The sequence below is a fragment of the Streptomyces sp. NPDC101776 genome (assembly GCF_044766845.1).
Lineage (GTDB): Bacteria > Actinomycetota > Actinomycetes > Streptomycetales > Streptomycetaceae > Streptomyces.
This window is the reverse complement of the sequence record NZ_JBIWMV010000008.1, coordinates 224,359-240,282: the sequence shown is the minus strand read 5'-3', so window position 1 is coordinate 240,282 and position 15,924 is coordinate 224,359. Positions and strand designations below refer to the sequence as shown.

Below are 15,924 nucleotides of genomic sequence, written 5' to 3'. Positions count from 1 at the left end.
CTCAGATGCCGGACGCGTACGTCACGAAGTTCGTCCAGGTCGTGGCCGTGACGGTGAACTGGGGACCCTGGGTGTTGTGCTTGGAGTCGCGGACGTGGACGGTGGCGGGGGTGGTGGCCACCTCGACGCAGGAGTCGCGTTCGGTGCCGTCGCTGTAGCTGCTCTTGAACCACGCCGGTCCAGAGGTTGCGTCGGCTGAGGCCTTGCGGATCATGTTTCTCCCAGCAGTTGCTCGATGAACTCGACCTTGCGGACCATGTCCTCGCTGTACCCGACCCGCACCGCGAAGTCGACGACACGCATCCCCACCGACTCGCGCCGGAGCTTCAACTGCCGCCCGACCGTGGAGAGAACGGCGAGACCCCACTCGTCGTCCGGGTCGACCTCCCAACCCGGCTCGTCCGTCTCGCCGTTGACCCGCTCCGGCTCACTCTCGACACTCATCCCGCGCCCTCCGGCGTACGACCGTCCGCCGCGACGGCCCCTACCCGTACGAACTGTCCCACCAGTCAGGACAGCACCGGACAAACACCGGACAAGTCACCCCAGCAGCACTACGACCGGTAGCGCCCCAACGTCCTCAACCCCGGCAACGCCCTGTCCTGAAAGTCGAACAACGCCAGGTTCTCCCACGCGTTACCGGACGTCGGATCGCTCGGGTCCCAACCATCCCCCTTGCGGTAGGTCCAGACCCCTTCCCAGTAGCAGTAACCCAGCCCCTTACCCCCGGGCACATCCACCATCAGGTCCGCCACCGTCCGCAGCCACGCCGCCTGCCCCGCCGGTGTCGCCGGATACCCCTCCGTGAGCTGCGACGGGTCGTACATGATGTCGTTCGTCGCGTCCTCGCTCTCCAGCGTGAACGGATACGCCGCCTCCGCGATCAGCACAGGCTTGTCGTAACGCGCCGCCAGATCCGCCAAGTTGGCCGCCGCTGCCGCCGGGGTGCCGTGCCAGAACGGGTAGTAGGACTGGGCGATGATGTCGAAGTCGACCCCGTCGGCCACCACGTTGTCGTACCACCAGCGGGACGTGCCGTTGTCGCCGCCGGAGGCGATGTGGAGCATCGTGCGGATGCGGGGAGTGGTGTCGCGCGCCGCGTTCAGGCCCGCCTTCAGGAACGTCGTCAGGTTGCCCCAACCCCCGGCGTCGTCACCCCAGTTCTTGCCCGTGGGCCAGAGCAGACCGCCGTTGATCTCGTTGCCGATCTGCACCAGGTCCGCCGGAGTGCCCTGGCGGCGCAACGCGCCCAGCACGTCGGCGGTGTGGTCGTAGACCGCCCTGGTCAGGCCCGCCACATCCAGGTCCGCCCAAGCCGCCGGCTTCGTCTGGTGGGCCGGGTCCGCCCACGTGTCGGAGTAGTGGAAGTCGACCCAGATGCCGATCCCCGCCCGGCGCAACCGCTTCGCCAACGGCAGGATGTGCTTCTTGTTGTTGTAGCCGTCGGCCGGGTTCACCCAGACCTTGAGGCGGGCGTGGGTGACACCCGCGTCGGCCAGGATGCGGATCGGGTCGTCCCGGCGGCCGTCCGCACGGCGGTACACCGCGCCGTACGCCTCGTCCTTGGGCAGGGACGAGATGTCCATGCCCCGGATCTCCAGCCGGCGCCGGTCCGACCCGGTACCGGTGCTCGCCACCGCCGGTCCCGCACCCAACACCGGCACCGCGAGCGCGGCGGCCCCCGCCGCCGTAAGAACACTGCGTCTGCGCATCACAGAGCTTCCCTTCAGTAAGTGCCCCAAGAGGCAGAAGAACCAAGCGAGTCGAGCCGAGAAAGCGAGCGAGCCGAGATCAGCGAGGGTCCCTGAACACCTCCACCCCACCCCCCGGCACCGCGGCCCGGCTCCCGTCCGGCAGCACCACCTTCACCTCGCCCCCGGTGTGGTTCACCGCGAAGCGAAACGTCCCCGACTCGCCCTCCCGTACGACGAGTTCGACATCGCGCGGCAGATCGACCGGCGTGATCCCCGCGTCCGCGAGGGCGAGGTCCACCACGGCCGCCAGATCGGCACCGGTCAGCCGGGTCGCCAGGTACCACGCCGAACCCGACCCCACCGCATGCCGCGTCAGCGCCGCCCCGCCCGCCGTGCGACCGTCCGCGAACACCGCGACCGTCTCGCAGCCCGCACCCGGGATCACGACCTCCGACCACAGGTCGGCGGTGTACAGCGCGCCGTCCGTCCCCCGAACCGACACCACCTCCCCCGGCAACAGGGGATCGAACTCCTCGACAGTCAGGCCGAGTACGTCCCGCAGCGCCCCCGGATACGCGCCCGCATGCAATGTGTCGTTCTCGTCGACGATCCCGGAGAAGAAGGAGACCAGCAGAGTCCCGCCCCGCGACACGTAACGCTCCAGGTCCGCCCCCACCCCGACCGGCGCCGAGTACAACTGCGGTACCACCAGCAGCGGATACCGCGCGGGGTCCACGTCCCCCAACCCCGTCGGCGGCAGGAAGTCCACCGTCAAGTGCCGGTCGTAGAGCGCCTCGTAGAAGGAATCCAACCGTTCCCGCGCGTCCAGGTCCTGGCTCGGTCGCCACTCCAGGCTCTGTGCCCACCAGGAGTCCCACGACCACACCATCGCCACGTCACCGCGCGTCCGGGTGCCGCGCAGGCCCGCCTCGCTCAACTCACCGACCCGGCGGCCGAGTTCGGTCACCTCGCGCCAACCCCGGTTGTCCGTACCGGAGTTCGCCAGCATCGCTGTGTGGAACTTCTCCGCGCCCGACTGCGACTGCCGCCACTGGAAGAACATCGCGCCCTCGGAGCCCCGGGCCACATGCCCGAGTGAGTTGCGCGCCATCTCGCCGGAGCGCTTCGCGGGGTTGTACGGCTGCCAGTTGACCCCGGACGTGGCGTGTTCCAGCAGCAGCCAGGGGCCGCCGTTCGCCACCGAGCGCGTCAGGTCCGCCGCCAGCGCGAGGTTCACGTGGGTGCGGCGGCCGTCGGTCATCAGGTAGTGGTCGTTGGTGACCAGGTCGACCTCCTTGGCCCAGGCCCAGTAGTCGACGGTCCGGCCCTGGCTCGGCGCGACCATGAAGTTGGTGGTGACCGGGACGCCGGGGGAGAGGCGGTGCAGGATGTCCCGCTCGGCGACGAAGTTGGCGCGGGCCTGCGCGTCGGCGAAGCGGTGGTAGTCGAGTTGCTGGGTGGGATTGCATACGGACGGCGTCGCGCGGGGCGGAGTTATCTCCTCCCAGTCGCCGTACTGCTGGCCCCAGAACGCCGTTCCCCAGGCCTTGTTGAGGGTGTCGAGGGTGTCGTGGCGCGAGCGCAGCCACCCCCGGAAAGCCGCCGCGCACACCTCGCAGTAGCAGGCGAGGACCGGGGCGCCGTACTCGTTGTGGACGTGCCACAACACCACCGCCGGGTGGTCGCCGTAGCGCTCGGCCAGCGCCGTCGTGATCGTGGCCGCCGCCGACCGATAGGCCGGGTTGGAGTGGCAGATCGCGCCCCGCGAGCCGAAGGCGAGGCGCACGCCCTCGCGCGTCACCGGCAGGGCGTCTGGATGCGCGCGGTAGAACCACGCCGGCGGTACGACAGTTGGGGTCCCGAGGTTCACGGTGATGCCCGCCGCGTGCAGCAGGCCGATCGTCGTGTCCAGCCACTCCCAGTCGTACTCGCCGGGACGCGGCTCCATCCGGGCCCAGGAGAAGACGCCGAGGGAGACCGCCGTGACCCCGGCCTCCCGCATCAGCCGTACGTCCTCCTCCCAGACCTCCTGCGGCCACTGCTCGGGGTTGTAGTCACCTCCGAAGGCGAGCGGCAGACGGTCGTGGGGGGCGGGGGACGGCATGGGTTCACTCCCGGAGGATCGGCGACTGAGGCGACTGAGGGCGGCGAAAAACCAGGTGATTCTGTGATCGTGCACATGGATGGTCGCGGCTCACGCCCATCAGCAACAAGTAGGTAACCCCAGGCTTCATCCATTGACAAGGGTCCGAAACAATTCTCTACTGTGCACGGTCACAGAGCCGTGACCGGCTCGCACTCAGTCAGGGGAGATGAAGATGTCGATCCACCGCCACCAGTTCAGCAGGCGCAGCATTCTTGCCGGGGCGGCAGCCGTAGGCCTCACGGGCACCCTCGCCGCCTGCGGCGGTTCCGACGACGACGACTCCGGCAAGAGCAGCGGGCCGGTCAAGCTGACCTACTGGTCCTGGGCGCCGAACATGGACAAGGTCGCCGCGATCTGGAACAAGAAGAACCCGGACATCACGGTCACCGTCTCCAAGCAGGCCGCCGGCAAGGACATCGTCTCCAAGCTGATCACCGCGAAGAAGGCGGGCAACGCCCCCGACCTGATCCAGGTCGAGTACCAGTCGCTGCCGACGCTGGTGTCGAACGACGTGCTCGCGGACATCTCGAAGTACGCGAAGTCCACCAAGTCCCAGTTCGCCGAGGGACTTTGGGCCATGGTGACGCTCGGCACCGACGCCGTGTACGCGATACCGCAGGACTCCGGGCCGCTGATGTTCTTCTACCGCGAGGACCTGTTCAAGAAGCACGACCTGACCGTCCCCACCACCTGGGACGACTTCGCCAAGACCGCCCGCGCCGCCAAGAAGGCAGTGCCGGACGCCTACTTGACGACGTTCTCCGCCAACGACCCCGGATTGTTCGCCGGGTTGGCGCAGCAGGCCGGTGCCAAGTGGTGGACCGTGGGCGACGGCGGCAAGTGGACCGTCGGCATCGACGACGCGGCGACGAAGAAGGTCACCGACTTCTGGGGCGGGCTCGTCCAGGAGGGCGCGATCGACAACCAGCCGATGTACACGCCGGCTTGGAGCAGCGCCCTGAACAAGGGCACCCACCTCGCCTGGGTCTCCGCCGTGTGGGCGCCCGGCGTGCTGATCAGCTCGGCCCCCGACACCAAGGGCAAGTGGCGGATGGCGCCGCTGCCGCAGTGGAGCGCGGGCGAGGACGTCACCGGCAGCTGGGGCGGCTCCTCCACCGGTGTCTCCACCGACTCCAAGCACACCGAGGCCGCGACCAAGTTCGCGAACTGGCTGAACACCGACCCGGAGGCGCTCGCCGCCCTGGTCAAGGAGGCCGGAATCTACCCGGCGGCCACCAAGGGACAGTCCGGCTCGGTCCTCACCCCGCCCGCGTTCTTCCCGAACCAGACCGACTTCTACGACACGGCCGCGAAGATCGCCGCGACCACGGCCGCCTCCGCCTGGGGCCCGAACGTCCAGGTCGCCTACGACACCTTCAGCGACGCGTTCGGCAAGGCCAGCAAGGCGAAGAAGGCGGCCCAGTTCGACACCGCGCTCGCCACCATGCAGTCGTCGACCTTCACCGACATGAAGAAGCAGGGCTTCAAGGTGACCGAGGCATGACCGCCACTCCGCTCAAGGGCTCCGACCGCACGACGGCCGGGCCCTTGGCGGACGGCACCGCCACCACCGTCCGCCCCCGCCGCATCCGCCGCCGTGGCCGCAGCGCGCCGTACTGGTTCCTCTTTCCGGCCGTGCTCCTGTTCGCCGCCTTCACCGTCGTACCGATCGGGTACGCGGTGTGGCTCAGTCTCCACAAGGTCCAGGTCAAGGGCATCGGCCTCGGCAAGGGTGCCCGCCGGCAGGTCTGGAACGGCCTGGGCAACTACACCGACGTCCTGCACGACTCCGAGTTCGGCCACAGCGTCCTGCGCGCCTTCGGCTACGGCCTGATCGTCATCCCCACGATGCTCGGTCTGGCGCTGGTCTTCGCGCTGATGCTGGACACCCCGCAGGCGCGCAGCGCCAAGTTCGCCCGGCTCGCGATCTTCCTGCCGTACGCCGTCCCCGGCATCATCGCCGCCCTGATGTGGGGCTTCCTCTATCTGCCGGCGGTCAGCCCCTTCTACTACCTCCTGCGCGAGTTCGACCTCCCGCAGCCCGACCTGTTCGACGGCGGCAACCTCTACCTGTCCTTCGCGAACATCGCGGTGTGGGGCGGCACCGGCTTCAACATGATCGTCATCTACACCGCGCTGCGCGCGATCCCGCAGGAGATCTACGAGGCCGCGAAGATCGACGGCGCGTCCGACCTGAAGATCGCCCTGCGGATCAAGATCCCGATCGTGCTGCCCTCCCTCGTGCTCACGTTCTTCTTCTCGGTCATCGCCACGCTCCAGGTCTTCACCGAGCCCATGGCGCTCAAGCCGCTGACCAACGGCCTCTCCGGTTCCTGGAGTCCGCTGATGGCCATCTACGACGCCGCCTTCCTCAGGTCGGACATCTACGGCGCCTCCGCCACCGCGGTGGTGCTGGCCCTGGCGACCTTCGTGGTCTCCTTCACGCTGCTCCGCGTCTCCGACCGCTACACCCGGGAGGACCGGGCATGACCCCCCTCACCCTCACCGCCGACGCCAACCAGGGCCTCAGCAAGCCGAAGCGCACCGCGTGGGTGCCGACCCTGGTGCTGATCCTCGGCTCGCTGTACTGCCTGGTCCCCGTGATCTGGGTCGTCATCGCGGCGACCAAGGGCCGTAGCGAGCTCTTCTCCACGTTCACGTTCTCCCCGGGCACCGGATTCCTCGCCAACCTCAAGGAGTTGAGCTCCTACCGGGACGGCATCTACTGGCAGTGGATGGCCAACTCCCTCTTCTACGCGGGTTTCGGCGCCCTGCTCTCCGCCGCGGTCTCGGCCGCCGGCGGCTACGCACTGGGCCGATTCGCCTTCAAGGGACGGGAGTTCGTCTTCAAGCTGATGCTGGCGGGCGTGCTCGTGCCCAGCATCGTCCTGACGGTCCCGCAGTACCTGCTCCTGTCCAAGACGGGCCTGGCCGACTCGTACTGGTCGATGCTCCTGCCGTCGATCCTCTCTCCCTACGGCGTCTACCTCGTCCGTATCTACGCGGCGGCCGCCGTCCCCACCGAACTCCTCGAGGCCGCCCGCATGGACGGTGCGAGCGAGTGGCGGATCTTCTCGCGGATCGCGGTGCCGATGATGATGCCGGGGCTCATCACGGTGTTCCTGTTCCAGTTCGTCGGCATCTGGAACAACTTCCTGCTGCCGTACGTGATGCTCGCGGACGACACCAAGTTCCCGATCACGCTGGGCCTTTACACCCTGCTGACCCAGGGCGCCTCCCAACCGGCGCTCTACACCCTGGTCATCATGGGCTGCTTCCTCGCGATCCTGCCGCTGATCGCGCTCTTCCTGGTGATCCAGCGCTTCTGGTCCCTGGACCTGCTGAGCGGATCGGTCAAGGCGTGAGCTGTGAGTACTGAGCTGTGCCTCCCCCCACCGCACTGAACCGGCAGAACGAGGACCATGACCACCAGTCCGAACGGACGCCGTAAACCGCCCACCATCCACGACGTCGCCCGGGAGGCAGGGGTCTCCCGGGGGACCGTCTCCCGGTTCCTGAACGGCGGTCACTACGTCTCTCCGGCCGCCCGTACCGCCGTGGAGACGGCGATCAGGAAGACGGGCTACGTCGTCAACCGGCACGCCCGCTCCCTGAGCACCGGGCGGTCGGACTCGGTGGCGTTCCTCCTCACCGAGCCGCAGGAGAAGTTCTTCGAGGACCCCAACTTCAATGTCCTGCTGCGGGGTTGCACCGAACACCTGGCCCGCCACGACATCCCGCTGCTCCTGATGCTGGCCTCCTCACGGGACGAACGCCGCCGCCTCACGAGGTACATCACCTCGGGCCACGTCGACGGCGTCCTCCTCGTCTCCAACCACAGCGGCGACCCGGTGGCGGCCGAACTCCGGGACGCCGGGATCCCGTTGGTGGGCTGCGGCAAGCCGCTCGGCACCGCGTCCAAGTACAGCTATGTGGCCGCCGCCGACCGCGACGGCGCCCAGGAGATGGTCCGCCACCTCATCTCCCGGGGCAGACGCCGCATCGCCATGGTCACCGGCCCGCTGGACGCCCCCGGCGGCCCGGACCGCCTGGCCGGCTACCGGGACGTCCTCGCGGAGGCGGGCCTCCCGCACGACCCGACCCTCGTCGTGGAGGGCGACTACCGCCGCACGGGAGGCGAGGAGGCGGCCCGCAGACTCCTCACGCAGGCCCCCGACATAGACGCGGTATTCGTGGCGTCGGACCTGATGGCCCTCGGAGTGGTCAACACCCTTCAACAATCCGGCCGTTCGGTCCCGGATGACATCGCTGTCGGAGGCTTCGACGACTCGGCGGCGGCGACCTCCATCACTCCGGCCCTCACGACCATGCGCCAGCCTTACGACCGCATCAGTGCGGAAATGGTGCGAATGCTCCTCGCGCAGATCGCCGGCGAGGACACGGCCGGCGTGATCCTGCCCACCGAACTGGTGATCCGGGAGTCGGCATAACCGCCGTAACTGTCAAAGCAACCGGAACACGGGTCGACGCATGTGAAGGCAGGAGCCGTCCGGTTCGTGTCGAGTCGGTGGGGCGTTCCATCCGTATTCTCTGATCATGGCCGCACCCCTCGCATATGCACTGATCGCCACCGACCTGGACGGAACGCTGCTGCGCGGCGACGACACACTCTCCGACCGGTCCCGCATCGCACTCGCGAGGGTGACAGCGGCCGGCGCCCGGCACCTCGTCGTCACCGGCCGGCCCGCCCCGAGGGTGCGACCGCTCCTCGAAGACCTCGGCAGCAGGGGGCTCGCGGTGTGCGGACAGGGCGCGCAGTTGTACGACGCCGGCGCGGACCGTCTGCTCTGGTCGGTCACCCTGGACCGGGAGTTGGCGGAGACCGCGCTCGGCAAGATCGAGGCGGAGGTGGGCCAGGTGTACGCGGCGGTCGACCAGGACGGAGTGGACGGCCTCACGCTCATCGAGCCCGGCTACTTGATGCCGCACCCCACGCTGCCCGCGGTGCGGGTGGGGAAGCGCGACGACTTGTGGTGCGAACCGATCAGCAAGGTGTTGCTCCGTCACCCGGCCCTGGAGGACGACGAGTTGGCGGCAACGGCCCGCTCGGTGGTCGGTTCCCTGGCCTCGGTCACCATGTCGGGCCCCGGCACCGTCGAACTCCAGCCACTGGGCATCACCAAGGCAACAGGCCTCGCCCTCGCCGCCCGCCACTTGGGCCTGACCCCCTCGGACACCATCGCCTTCGGCGACATGCCGAACGACATCCCGATGTTCGACTGGGCGGCCCATGGCGTGGCCATGGCCAACGCCCACCCCGAACTCAAGGCAGTGGCCGACGAGGTGACGAAGTCGAACGAGGACGACGGCATCGCCGTCGTCCTCGAAAGACTGCTGTTCGCCGCCGGTTTCTAGTAGGCGCCGTACACGTTGTCGATGGACCCGTACACCGCCGCCGCGTAGTTGCACGCAGCCGTGATGTTCGCGACCGGGTCATACGAATCGAACGAAGTCCCGGCCACGTGATACGCGTTGAACGTCGGGTCGATCACCTGGAGCAACCCCTTCGACGGCGTACCGGCCGCCGCATTGGAGTCCCAGTTGTTGATCGCGTACGGGTTGCCGGACGACTCACGGATCACGTTCCGGTAGATCCCGTTGTACGTCCCCGGAATCCCCTTCTGCGCCATGATCGCGAGGGACTCACGAATCCACCCGTCAAGGGTGTTGGAGTACCCGGCGGCGGTGGTCGTGGAGGTCGTGGCCGCCGAGGCGGTGGTCGCCCCGACGATCGGCAGGGCGATGATCGCGGCACCCGTACCGGCGACGGCCAGCGTGCGGAAGAGACGGGTGCGGCGGGACTGAGCGGATGCAGGCATGACGAGGTTCCTCTCCGTCGCCTGCGAGGTGAGCTGTCGGGTTCGGGCTGGGAGGTGCCCGGCCGCGCCCTCACGGACGTGACTTAACCCCAAGCCGTCCCGGTCGACATGACCGGTCCGGCGACTTACCTGGTTCCCCCGCTCCTGCCGTGCGAGATGTTCGTGACTGGGATATCGGGCGGCGGCAGGATTCGGCGTTCCACCCGACAGGCCGGGAAACTATGCGAGAGCACATGTCCGGAACAAGTGGCGGAATCACACCTCACCCCTATTGACCTTGGTCTGAGGCGTATGGGGCACTTGATCCTTTGCGCGAGCCAAGGGTCAACTGGCAATCGCCGCAAGGGGAAACGCGAACACACAGGAACACAGGTCACGCACAGAAACGCGTGACCCAACTCACGGGAGGATTAAGAACGGCAAATCGGGCATTCGGCCTCAACTGGCAGTTCTCGGAATCCTTTTCTCCCATGTGCGATGAAAGATCACTTCTTCACCCTCGGTGCAGATGACCTCATTGGAGCTAATAAAGTCCGTTTCGTCGCAAGTAATCTCGGACCGCGTCCGCACGGTCGTGTCCCATCCCAGCTCCGGCCGGTGCAGCCGGATCGACCAGTCGGACCGCGTACGCGCCGACAACGGGTCGTCCTCGTCGATCGTGTACGTCTCCAGCGCGTCCTCGGTGAACTCCAGGCCGTCCGGATACACGCGCGTGCCGCCGTACCGGGGGTCGACTTCCAGCCGCCACTCGCCCTTCGCCACATCCCGTACGACCAGACGCTCGGGGCGGGGCTCGTCCAGCGTGGCGGGGTAGTTGACCCCGAGCGGCGCCGCCTCCTCGGGTTCTTCGAAGCGAATCCCGGCCGTCAACTCCCGCTCCCGCACAGGCAGTTCCAGCGCGCTCCCCTCCGGGTCCAGCGTGAACCCCGCCGCCGACTCCGGCTGCGGCCAGATCCACGGCCAGTACGCCGACGACACCGCGAGCCGGATGCGATGCCCGGGCGGGAACGCGTGCCCGATGCCGTTCAGCTCGAAGGTCACGTCCTCCGTGGCACCCGGAGTCCACGGCACCGCCCGGTCCCGTCCGTGCCGCGCCGACAGGTTCAGCACACCCCGGGTGACCAGCGTCGAGGCGCCGTCCGGGGCTACGTCGCACAGCCGGGCGATCACCTGCCCGCGCTCCACCTCACTCGTCAGCCGCAGCCGTACCCTCGGCCGCCCCAGCACCCATGTCTCGGCCGGCACCTCGAACTCGAAGCACGCGGAGCGCGCGTCCTCGTCCCGCTGGTCCGGCGGCAGGTCGGCGTCGTTCCCGAAGGGGAAGAAACGGCCCGCGTCCACACCGGTGTGCATGGGGGAGCGGACGATCACGGGTGCGCCCCGGAGGCCGTACGTCGTCGTCTTCACGTTCGGCGAGGGCCACGCGGGCTCGCCGACCCAACGGCCCGGCAGGGTGTCGTAGACCGTGGCCGGGGGATGCGAGTCGCTGACGTAGGCGCGCAGCAGTGGGTCGGTGGTGACGCCCGTGTCCTTGGCCTTCAGCCAGTGGTCCCACCAGCGGAGGGTCTCCTGGAGGAAGCCGATCGCGGGGCCCGGCGGCAGGCCCCGGTCCGGGTACTGGTGGGACCACGGGCCGATCAGGCCGCGCACCCGGTCGGGCGGGAGGTGGTGGACGAGCCGTAGGACCGTGTCGCGGTACGGGTCGTGCCAGCCGCCGACCGTGAGGACGGCCGCCTGGATCGCGCCGTAGTCCTCGCAGACGCTGCCGTGCTTCCAGTAGTCGTCGCGGATCTGGTGGGCGAGCCAGGTGTGGATGAACGGGTCGATCTGTTCGAGGCGTTTGAGCCACAGGTCGCGCCAGACCAGGCCCGCGTACTCGGGGTCCGGCGGACGTGCGACGAAGGCGAGCATCGTGGCGGCCCAGGCGTGCAGGTCGACCGCGAGGGCCGAACCGCCCATGTAGTGGACGTCGTTGTCGTAGCGGTCGTCGGTCGAGCAGACCGTGACGATCGCCTTCAGGGGTTCCGGCGCGAGGGCCGCGATCTGGAGGGAGTTGAAGCCGCCCCAGGAGATGCCGAACATGCCCACCTTGCCGGTGCACCAGGGTTGCGCGGCAAGCCAGTTGACGACCTCGACGCCGTCGGCGAGTTCCTGGGCGTCGTACTCGTCGCCGGGTGCGCCCTCGCTGTTGCCGTGGCCGCGCACGTCGACGCGGACGGAGGCGTAGCCGTGGCCCGCGTACCAGGGGTGGCGCTGGGCGTCCCGGGGCGCGGTCCAGTCGGTCAGGCGGTACGGGAGGTATTCGAGGAGCGCGGGCACGGGCTCGTCCGTCAGCGGGCGCCACACGCGCGCGTAGAGGCGTGTTCCGTCCGCAAGGGGGATGCGGAGGTCCTCATGGGTCGTCTCGTGGGGGAAGGACGTACGGATGCGCATGAGCGTGCCCCCTGGGGTTGTGTGGGCTTCAGTGGACCGGGTGCATGGTGCGGCGCAGCCAGGGCGCGGCGGCCATCACCGCGAGGCCGGCGGCCACCGCGATCGCGCCGTTGACGCCGAAGTAGGCCGGCTTGGAGACGTCGTCGTAGAGCTTCACCGTCTGGGCCTGGATGCCGTTCGCGAGCGCGAGGGACAGGAACCAGAGGGACCCAGAGGGACATCGTCTGGCTGGAGAAGGCGGCCGGGGCGAGCTTGGTGGTGGCGGACATGCCGGAGGTCTCCAGGAGGATGTCGCCGAGGCCGAGCAGGAAGTACGAGCCGACGATCCACCAGGCCGACATGCGGTAGGCGTCGCCGCTGTGCCCGCTGGTCGGCAGGACCATCAGGAGGAAGGAGAGGCCGCCGAGTACGACGCCGATCGCGATCTTGTTGGAGGCGTGCGGCTGGCGGCGGCCCATCCGGACCCAGAGCGCGGCGACGACGGGCGCGAGCCCGACCTCGAAGGCGCCGAGCGCGCTTGCGTACCGGCTCGCGGGGAAGTCGAAGCCCAGGATGGTCGTCTCGGCGTTCGACGCGGCCAGCAGCATCATCGTCGAATAGGCCTGGAAGAGAATGAAGTTGAAGACCGTCGAGGCGAGGAAGAGCACGATGTACGGGCGCAGTCGGCCGCGTTCGTCGACGGTCACCCGCGGGCTCGTGAACATCACCGTGAAGTACACGACGGGCGCGATGACCGAGATGACGGTGAGCAGGTCCACGAAGCGGCCCATCGTGAGCCGGCCGGCGAGGGCCAGCGCGGTCGCGAGCACGGCGGCCGCCAGGATGCCTACGACGATGAGCCGCACCGCGCGGCGCAGCGCGTCCGGTGCGAGTGCGAACTCCGCGGTGTTCTTGCGGCCCGCGAGGTGACGCCGTCCGGCGACGTACTGGATCAGCCCGAAGGTCATGCCGACCGCGGCGGCCGAGAAGCCCCAGTGCCAGCCCTCGTGGTCGCCGAGCCGGCCGGTGATCAGCGGGCCCGCGAAGGCGCCGATGTTGATCGCCATGTAGTAGAGGGCGAAACCGGCGTCCCGGCGCTCGTCGTCGGTGCGGTAGAGCCTGCCGACCATGGTGGCGACGTTGGGCTTGAGCAGGCCGGTGCCGGCGCTGATGAGGCCGAGGCCGACCCAGGTCATGGTGGAGGTCGGGACCGCCATCGCGTAGTGGCCGCAGGCGATCAGGATGCCGCCCCACAGCACCGCGCGGTACGAGCCGAGGATGCGGTCGGCGAGCCAGCCGCCCGCGACCGAGACGAGATAGACCAGTGTTCCGTAGGCTGCCGATACGGATGCGGCCGTTCCGGACGACATGCCCATGCCGCCGTGCGCGACGGTATCCGCGAAGTAGAGGACGAGGATGGCCTGCATGCCCAGGAACGAGAAGCGCTCCCAGACCTCCAGTCCGGAGAGCGTGAGCAGCCCCTTGGGCTGGCCGAAGAAGGCGTGGTCGTCCTCGGGAGGCGGTTTGTCGTCGGGCTCGGCTTCCAGGGCGGTTCGAGACACGATCCACTGCTTCCGCGTAAGTCGACAAATATCCGTTCTTATCAGGTGATCAAAAACATACCGGTCATGATCCGATACCGCCCCTGCTGGACGGGGTGGGCGGCATGGGTGATCGAAAGCCGACCGGATACGCTGACTTGAGTGATGCCAGCGACCTATCGACAAACCGTGTGACCGCCCAGGGACACCAGCAGACAGGAGACCCCTCGTGACCGTCGTCGGGCCGTTCGGGCTGAGCGTGCGGGACCAGGCTCTGGAAGCCGATGTCCAGGCCGGATTGGCGGCAGTCGAGGAGGGTCTGCTCGAAGCCACCAAGAGCGAGGTCCCCTTCATCACGGAGGCCGCTCAGCACCTCGTGCGCGCGGGCGGGAAGCGGTTCCGGCCGCTCCTCGTGATGCTCGCCGCGCAGTTCGGCGACCCGTACGCGCCGGGTGTGGTGCCCTCGGCGGTCGTCGTCGAGCTGACGCATCTCGCCACGCTGTACCACGACGACGTCATGGACGAGGCGGCCGTGCGCCGGGGCGTGGAGAGCGCCAACACCCGCTGGGGCAACTCGGTCGCGGTCCTCACCGGCGACTTCCTCTTCGCGCGCGCGTCGCACACGCTGGCCGACCTCGGGCCGGAGGCGGTCCGCGTGCAGGCCGAGGCGTTCGAACGCCTCGTCACCGGCCAGATCCTGGAGACCGCCGGCCCCTCCGACGGGCGCGACCCGGTCGAGCACTACCTCGACGTGCTCGGCGGCAAGACCGGCTCCCTGGTCGCGGTCGCGTGCCGCTTCGGCTCGATGATGGCCGGCTGCGACGACACGGTCGTGGACGTCCTCACGCAGTACGGCGAGCGGCTCGGCGTCGCCTTCCAGCTCGCCGACGACGTCCTGGACATCGCCTCCGACGGCCACGAGTCCGGCAAGACCCCGGGCACGGACCTGCGCGAGGGCATCCCCACGCTGCCGGTGCTGCGGCTCCGCGAGCGGGCGGACCGGCTCGGGCTGGCCGAGGACCGCGCCCTGTGCGAACTCCTCGACTCCGACCTCACGGACGACGCCCGCCTCGCCGAGGCCCTCACCCGCCTCCGCGCCCACCCGGCCCTGGAACAGGCCCGCCGCGACACCGTCCGCTACGTGGAGGACGCCCGCGCGGCCCTCGCCCCGCTCCCCGAGTGCGACGCGAAGGTCGCGCTGCTGGAGATGTGCGACGCGGTGGTGCACCGGGCTGGGTGAGGGGGTCGGCCGCGTTGGGCGGGTTGAGCGCGGTCGGGTGTCGTGGGCGGGGTGTGCTCGGTCGGCTGTGTTGCGTGGGCTGACCCTGGGCGATTGCGGTGAGTGGGCTGGGCGCGGTCGGTTGTCGTGGGCGGGGTGTGCTCGGTCGGCTGTGTTGCGTGGGTTGACCTTGGGTGCCTGCGGTGAGTGGGCTGGGCGCGGTCGCCTTCTTGGGGGGTTGAGCGCGGTCGGCTGTCGTGTGCGGGTTGTGTCCGGTGGGCTGTCGTGTGTGGCTTGAGCGTGGTCGCCTCCTGTGCGCGTGTGGAGCTTGGGCACTTGCGGTGTGTGGGTTGAGCATGCGCACCTGCGGTGGATGGGCTGGGTGCGGTGGCCTGCCTTGTGCGGGCTGAGCCTGGTCGCCTGTCGGGCGGGGGTGCCTCCGGTCGGCTGTCATGCGCCGGTTCAGCCTGGGCGTCTGCCTCGCGTGGGCTGAGTGCGGTCGGCTCCGTGCGTGGGCTGGGCTCGGTTGCTTGTCGTGTACGGGTTGAGCGTGGGCACTCGCGGTGGATGGGCTGAGTGTGGTCGCGTGGCTTGCGTGGGCTGAGCCTGGTCGGTCGTCGTGTGTGGGCTGGGCGCAGTCGCTTGTGGGCGGGCCGTGCCTCGGTACTCGTCGTGCGTGGGCCGGGTGCGGTGGCCTGTTGTGTGTGGGCTGAGCCGTGATCGCCTGTCGTGTGCGGGCTGAGCCGTGAGCGTCTGTCGTGTGCGGGCCAGAGCCCGGGCATCTGTTCTGTGCGGGCTGAGCTCGATCGCCCGTCGTGTGTGGGCTGTGTCCGGGCGGGTGCCGGGCGTGAGTTTGGAACCGGGCGCCTTCCCCGCGTGGGCCGTGCCCGGTCGCCTGTCCTGGGTGGGGGCGAGCGTGGTCAGCTGGTCTGTGTGGGCTGTGTCCCGTCAACTGCCTTGTCCGGGACGCGTCTTCCCCCTAGGGGATTGGGGAGGCGGTGGCTCCGGGTGTCATACCCCAGGTGTACGCGGAGTTGGCTCCCGGGTCTGACGCTTATCTCTCGGCGATTTG

The 15,924-nt window shown here is 69.0% G+C and carries 11 protein-coding genes, 2 pseudogenes and 1 riboswitch; of the genes and pseudogenes, 6 read left to right on the top strand and 7 right to left on the bottom strand.

What is annotated here, in order from left to right; all coding sequences use genetic code 11:
- Position 1: 1 nt before the first annotated feature.
- From ACIRRY_RS25735 to ACIRRY_RS25720, 4 genes and pseudogenes are all read right to left on the bottom strand, one after another.
- Positions 2 to 214: a DUF397 domain-containing protein gene (locus tag ACIRRY_RS25735; RefSeq protein ID WP_403976764.1), complete on the bottom strand. Its 213-nt coding sequence runs from the start codon at positions 212 to 214 to the stop codon at positions 2 to 4.
- A gap of 26 nt (positions 215 to 240) precedes the next feature.
- A pseudogene (locus ACIRRY_RS25730) lies at positions 241 to 444 on the bottom strand (helix-turn-helix domain-containing protein); the annotation flags it as partial.
- Positions 445 to 554: 110 nt separating this feature from the next.
- Complete coding sequence (locus tag ACIRRY_RS25725) at positions 555 to 1,712, bottom strand: arabinogalactan endo-beta-1,4-galactanase (protein WP_403976762.1); 1,158 nt, start codon at positions 1,710 to 1,712, stop codon at positions 555 to 557.
- 79 nt (positions 1,713 to 1,791) lie between these two features.
- On the bottom strand, positions 1,792 to 3,798 hold the full coding sequence (locus ACIRRY_RS25720; RefSeq protein ID WP_403976760.1) for a beta-galactosidase: 2,007 nt from the start codon (positions 3,796 to 3,798) through the stop codon (positions 1,792 to 1,794).
- Positions 3,799 to 4,006: 208 nt separating this feature from the next.
- Here ACIRRY_RS25720 and ACIRRY_RS25715 point away from each other — a divergent pair, with 208 nt between their 5' ends.
- From ACIRRY_RS25715 to ACIRRY_RS25695, 5 genes are all read left to right on the top strand, one after another.
- Positions 4,007 to 5,344 (top strand): ABC transporter substrate-binding protein, encoded by a 1,338-nt coding sequence (locus tag ACIRRY_RS25715; RefSeq protein WP_403976758.1) that lies wholly within the window; start codon positions 4,007 to 4,009, stop codon positions 5,342 to 5,344.
- A complete protein-coding gene (locus ACIRRY_RS25710; protein ID WP_403976756.1) occupies positions 5,341 to 6,330 on the top strand; it encodes a carbohydrate ABC transporter permease in 990 nt (329 codons plus the stop codon). The genes ACIRRY_RS25715 and ACIRRY_RS25710 overlap by 4 nt, the downstream gene beginning before the upstream one ends.
- Positions 6,327 to 7,205: a carbohydrate ABC transporter permease gene (locus ACIRRY_RS25705; RefSeq protein WP_403976754.1), complete on the top strand. Its 879-nt coding sequence runs from the start codon at positions 6,327 to 6,329 to the stop codon at positions 7,203 to 7,205. Before ACIRRY_RS25710 ends, ACIRRY_RS25705 begins: the two co-directional genes overlap by 4 nt.
- 57 nt (positions 7,206 to 7,262) lie before the next feature.
- Positions 7,263 to 8,291, top strand: a complete 1,029-nt coding sequence (locus tag ACIRRY_RS25700) for a LacI family DNA-binding transcriptional regulator (protein ID WP_403976752.1) — start codon at positions 7,263 to 7,265, stop codon at positions 8,289 to 8,291.
- Between the two features lie 106 nt (positions 8,292 to 8,397).
- Positions 8,398 to 9,216 carry an HAD family hydrolase gene (locus tag ACIRRY_RS25695; RefSeq protein ID WP_403976750.1) on the top strand — a complete coding sequence of 273 codons (819 nt, stop codon included), beginning with the start codon at positions 8,398 to 8,400 and terminating at the stop codon, positions 9,214 to 9,216.
- Here the strand turns inward: ACIRRY_RS25695 and ACIRRY_RS25690 are convergent.
- From ACIRRY_RS25690 to ACIRRY_RS25680, 3 genes and pseudogenes are all read right to left on the bottom strand, one after another.
- Positions 9,213 to 9,680: a transglycosylase SLT domain-containing protein gene (locus ACIRRY_RS25690; RefSeq protein WP_403976748.1), complete on the bottom strand. Its 468-nt coding sequence runs from the start codon at positions 9,678 to 9,680 to the stop codon at positions 9,213 to 9,215. The genes ACIRRY_RS25695 and ACIRRY_RS25690 overlap by 4 nt on opposite strands.
- Before the next feature lie 5 nt (positions 9,681 to 9,685).
- A riboswitch (cyclic di-AMP (ydaO/yuaA leader) is annotated at positions 9,686 to 9,887 on the bottom strand.
- A 231-nt stretch (positions 9,888 to 10,118) separates the two neighbouring features.
- Entirely contained in the window at positions 10,119 to 12,113 is a 1,995-nt protein-coding gene (locus ACIRRY_RS25685) for a CocE/NonD family hydrolase (RefSeq protein ID WP_403976746.1), read from the bottom strand.
- Positions 12,114 to 12,141: 28 nt separating this feature from the next.
- Positions 12,142 to 13,654 (bottom strand): annotated as a pseudogene (locus ACIRRY_RS25680) (peptide MFS transporter).
- Between the two features lie 208 nt (positions 13,655 to 13,862).
- On the opposite strand from ACIRRY_RS25680, the gene ACIRRY_RS25675 reads away from it, so the two are divergent.
- On the top strand, positions 13,863 to 14,873 hold the full coding sequence (locus ACIRRY_RS25675) for a polyprenyl synthetase family protein (protein WP_403976744.1): 1,011 nt from the start codon (positions 13,863 to 13,865) through the stop codon (positions 14,871 to 14,873).
- Positions 14,874 to 15,924: the final 1,051 nt, after the last annotated feature.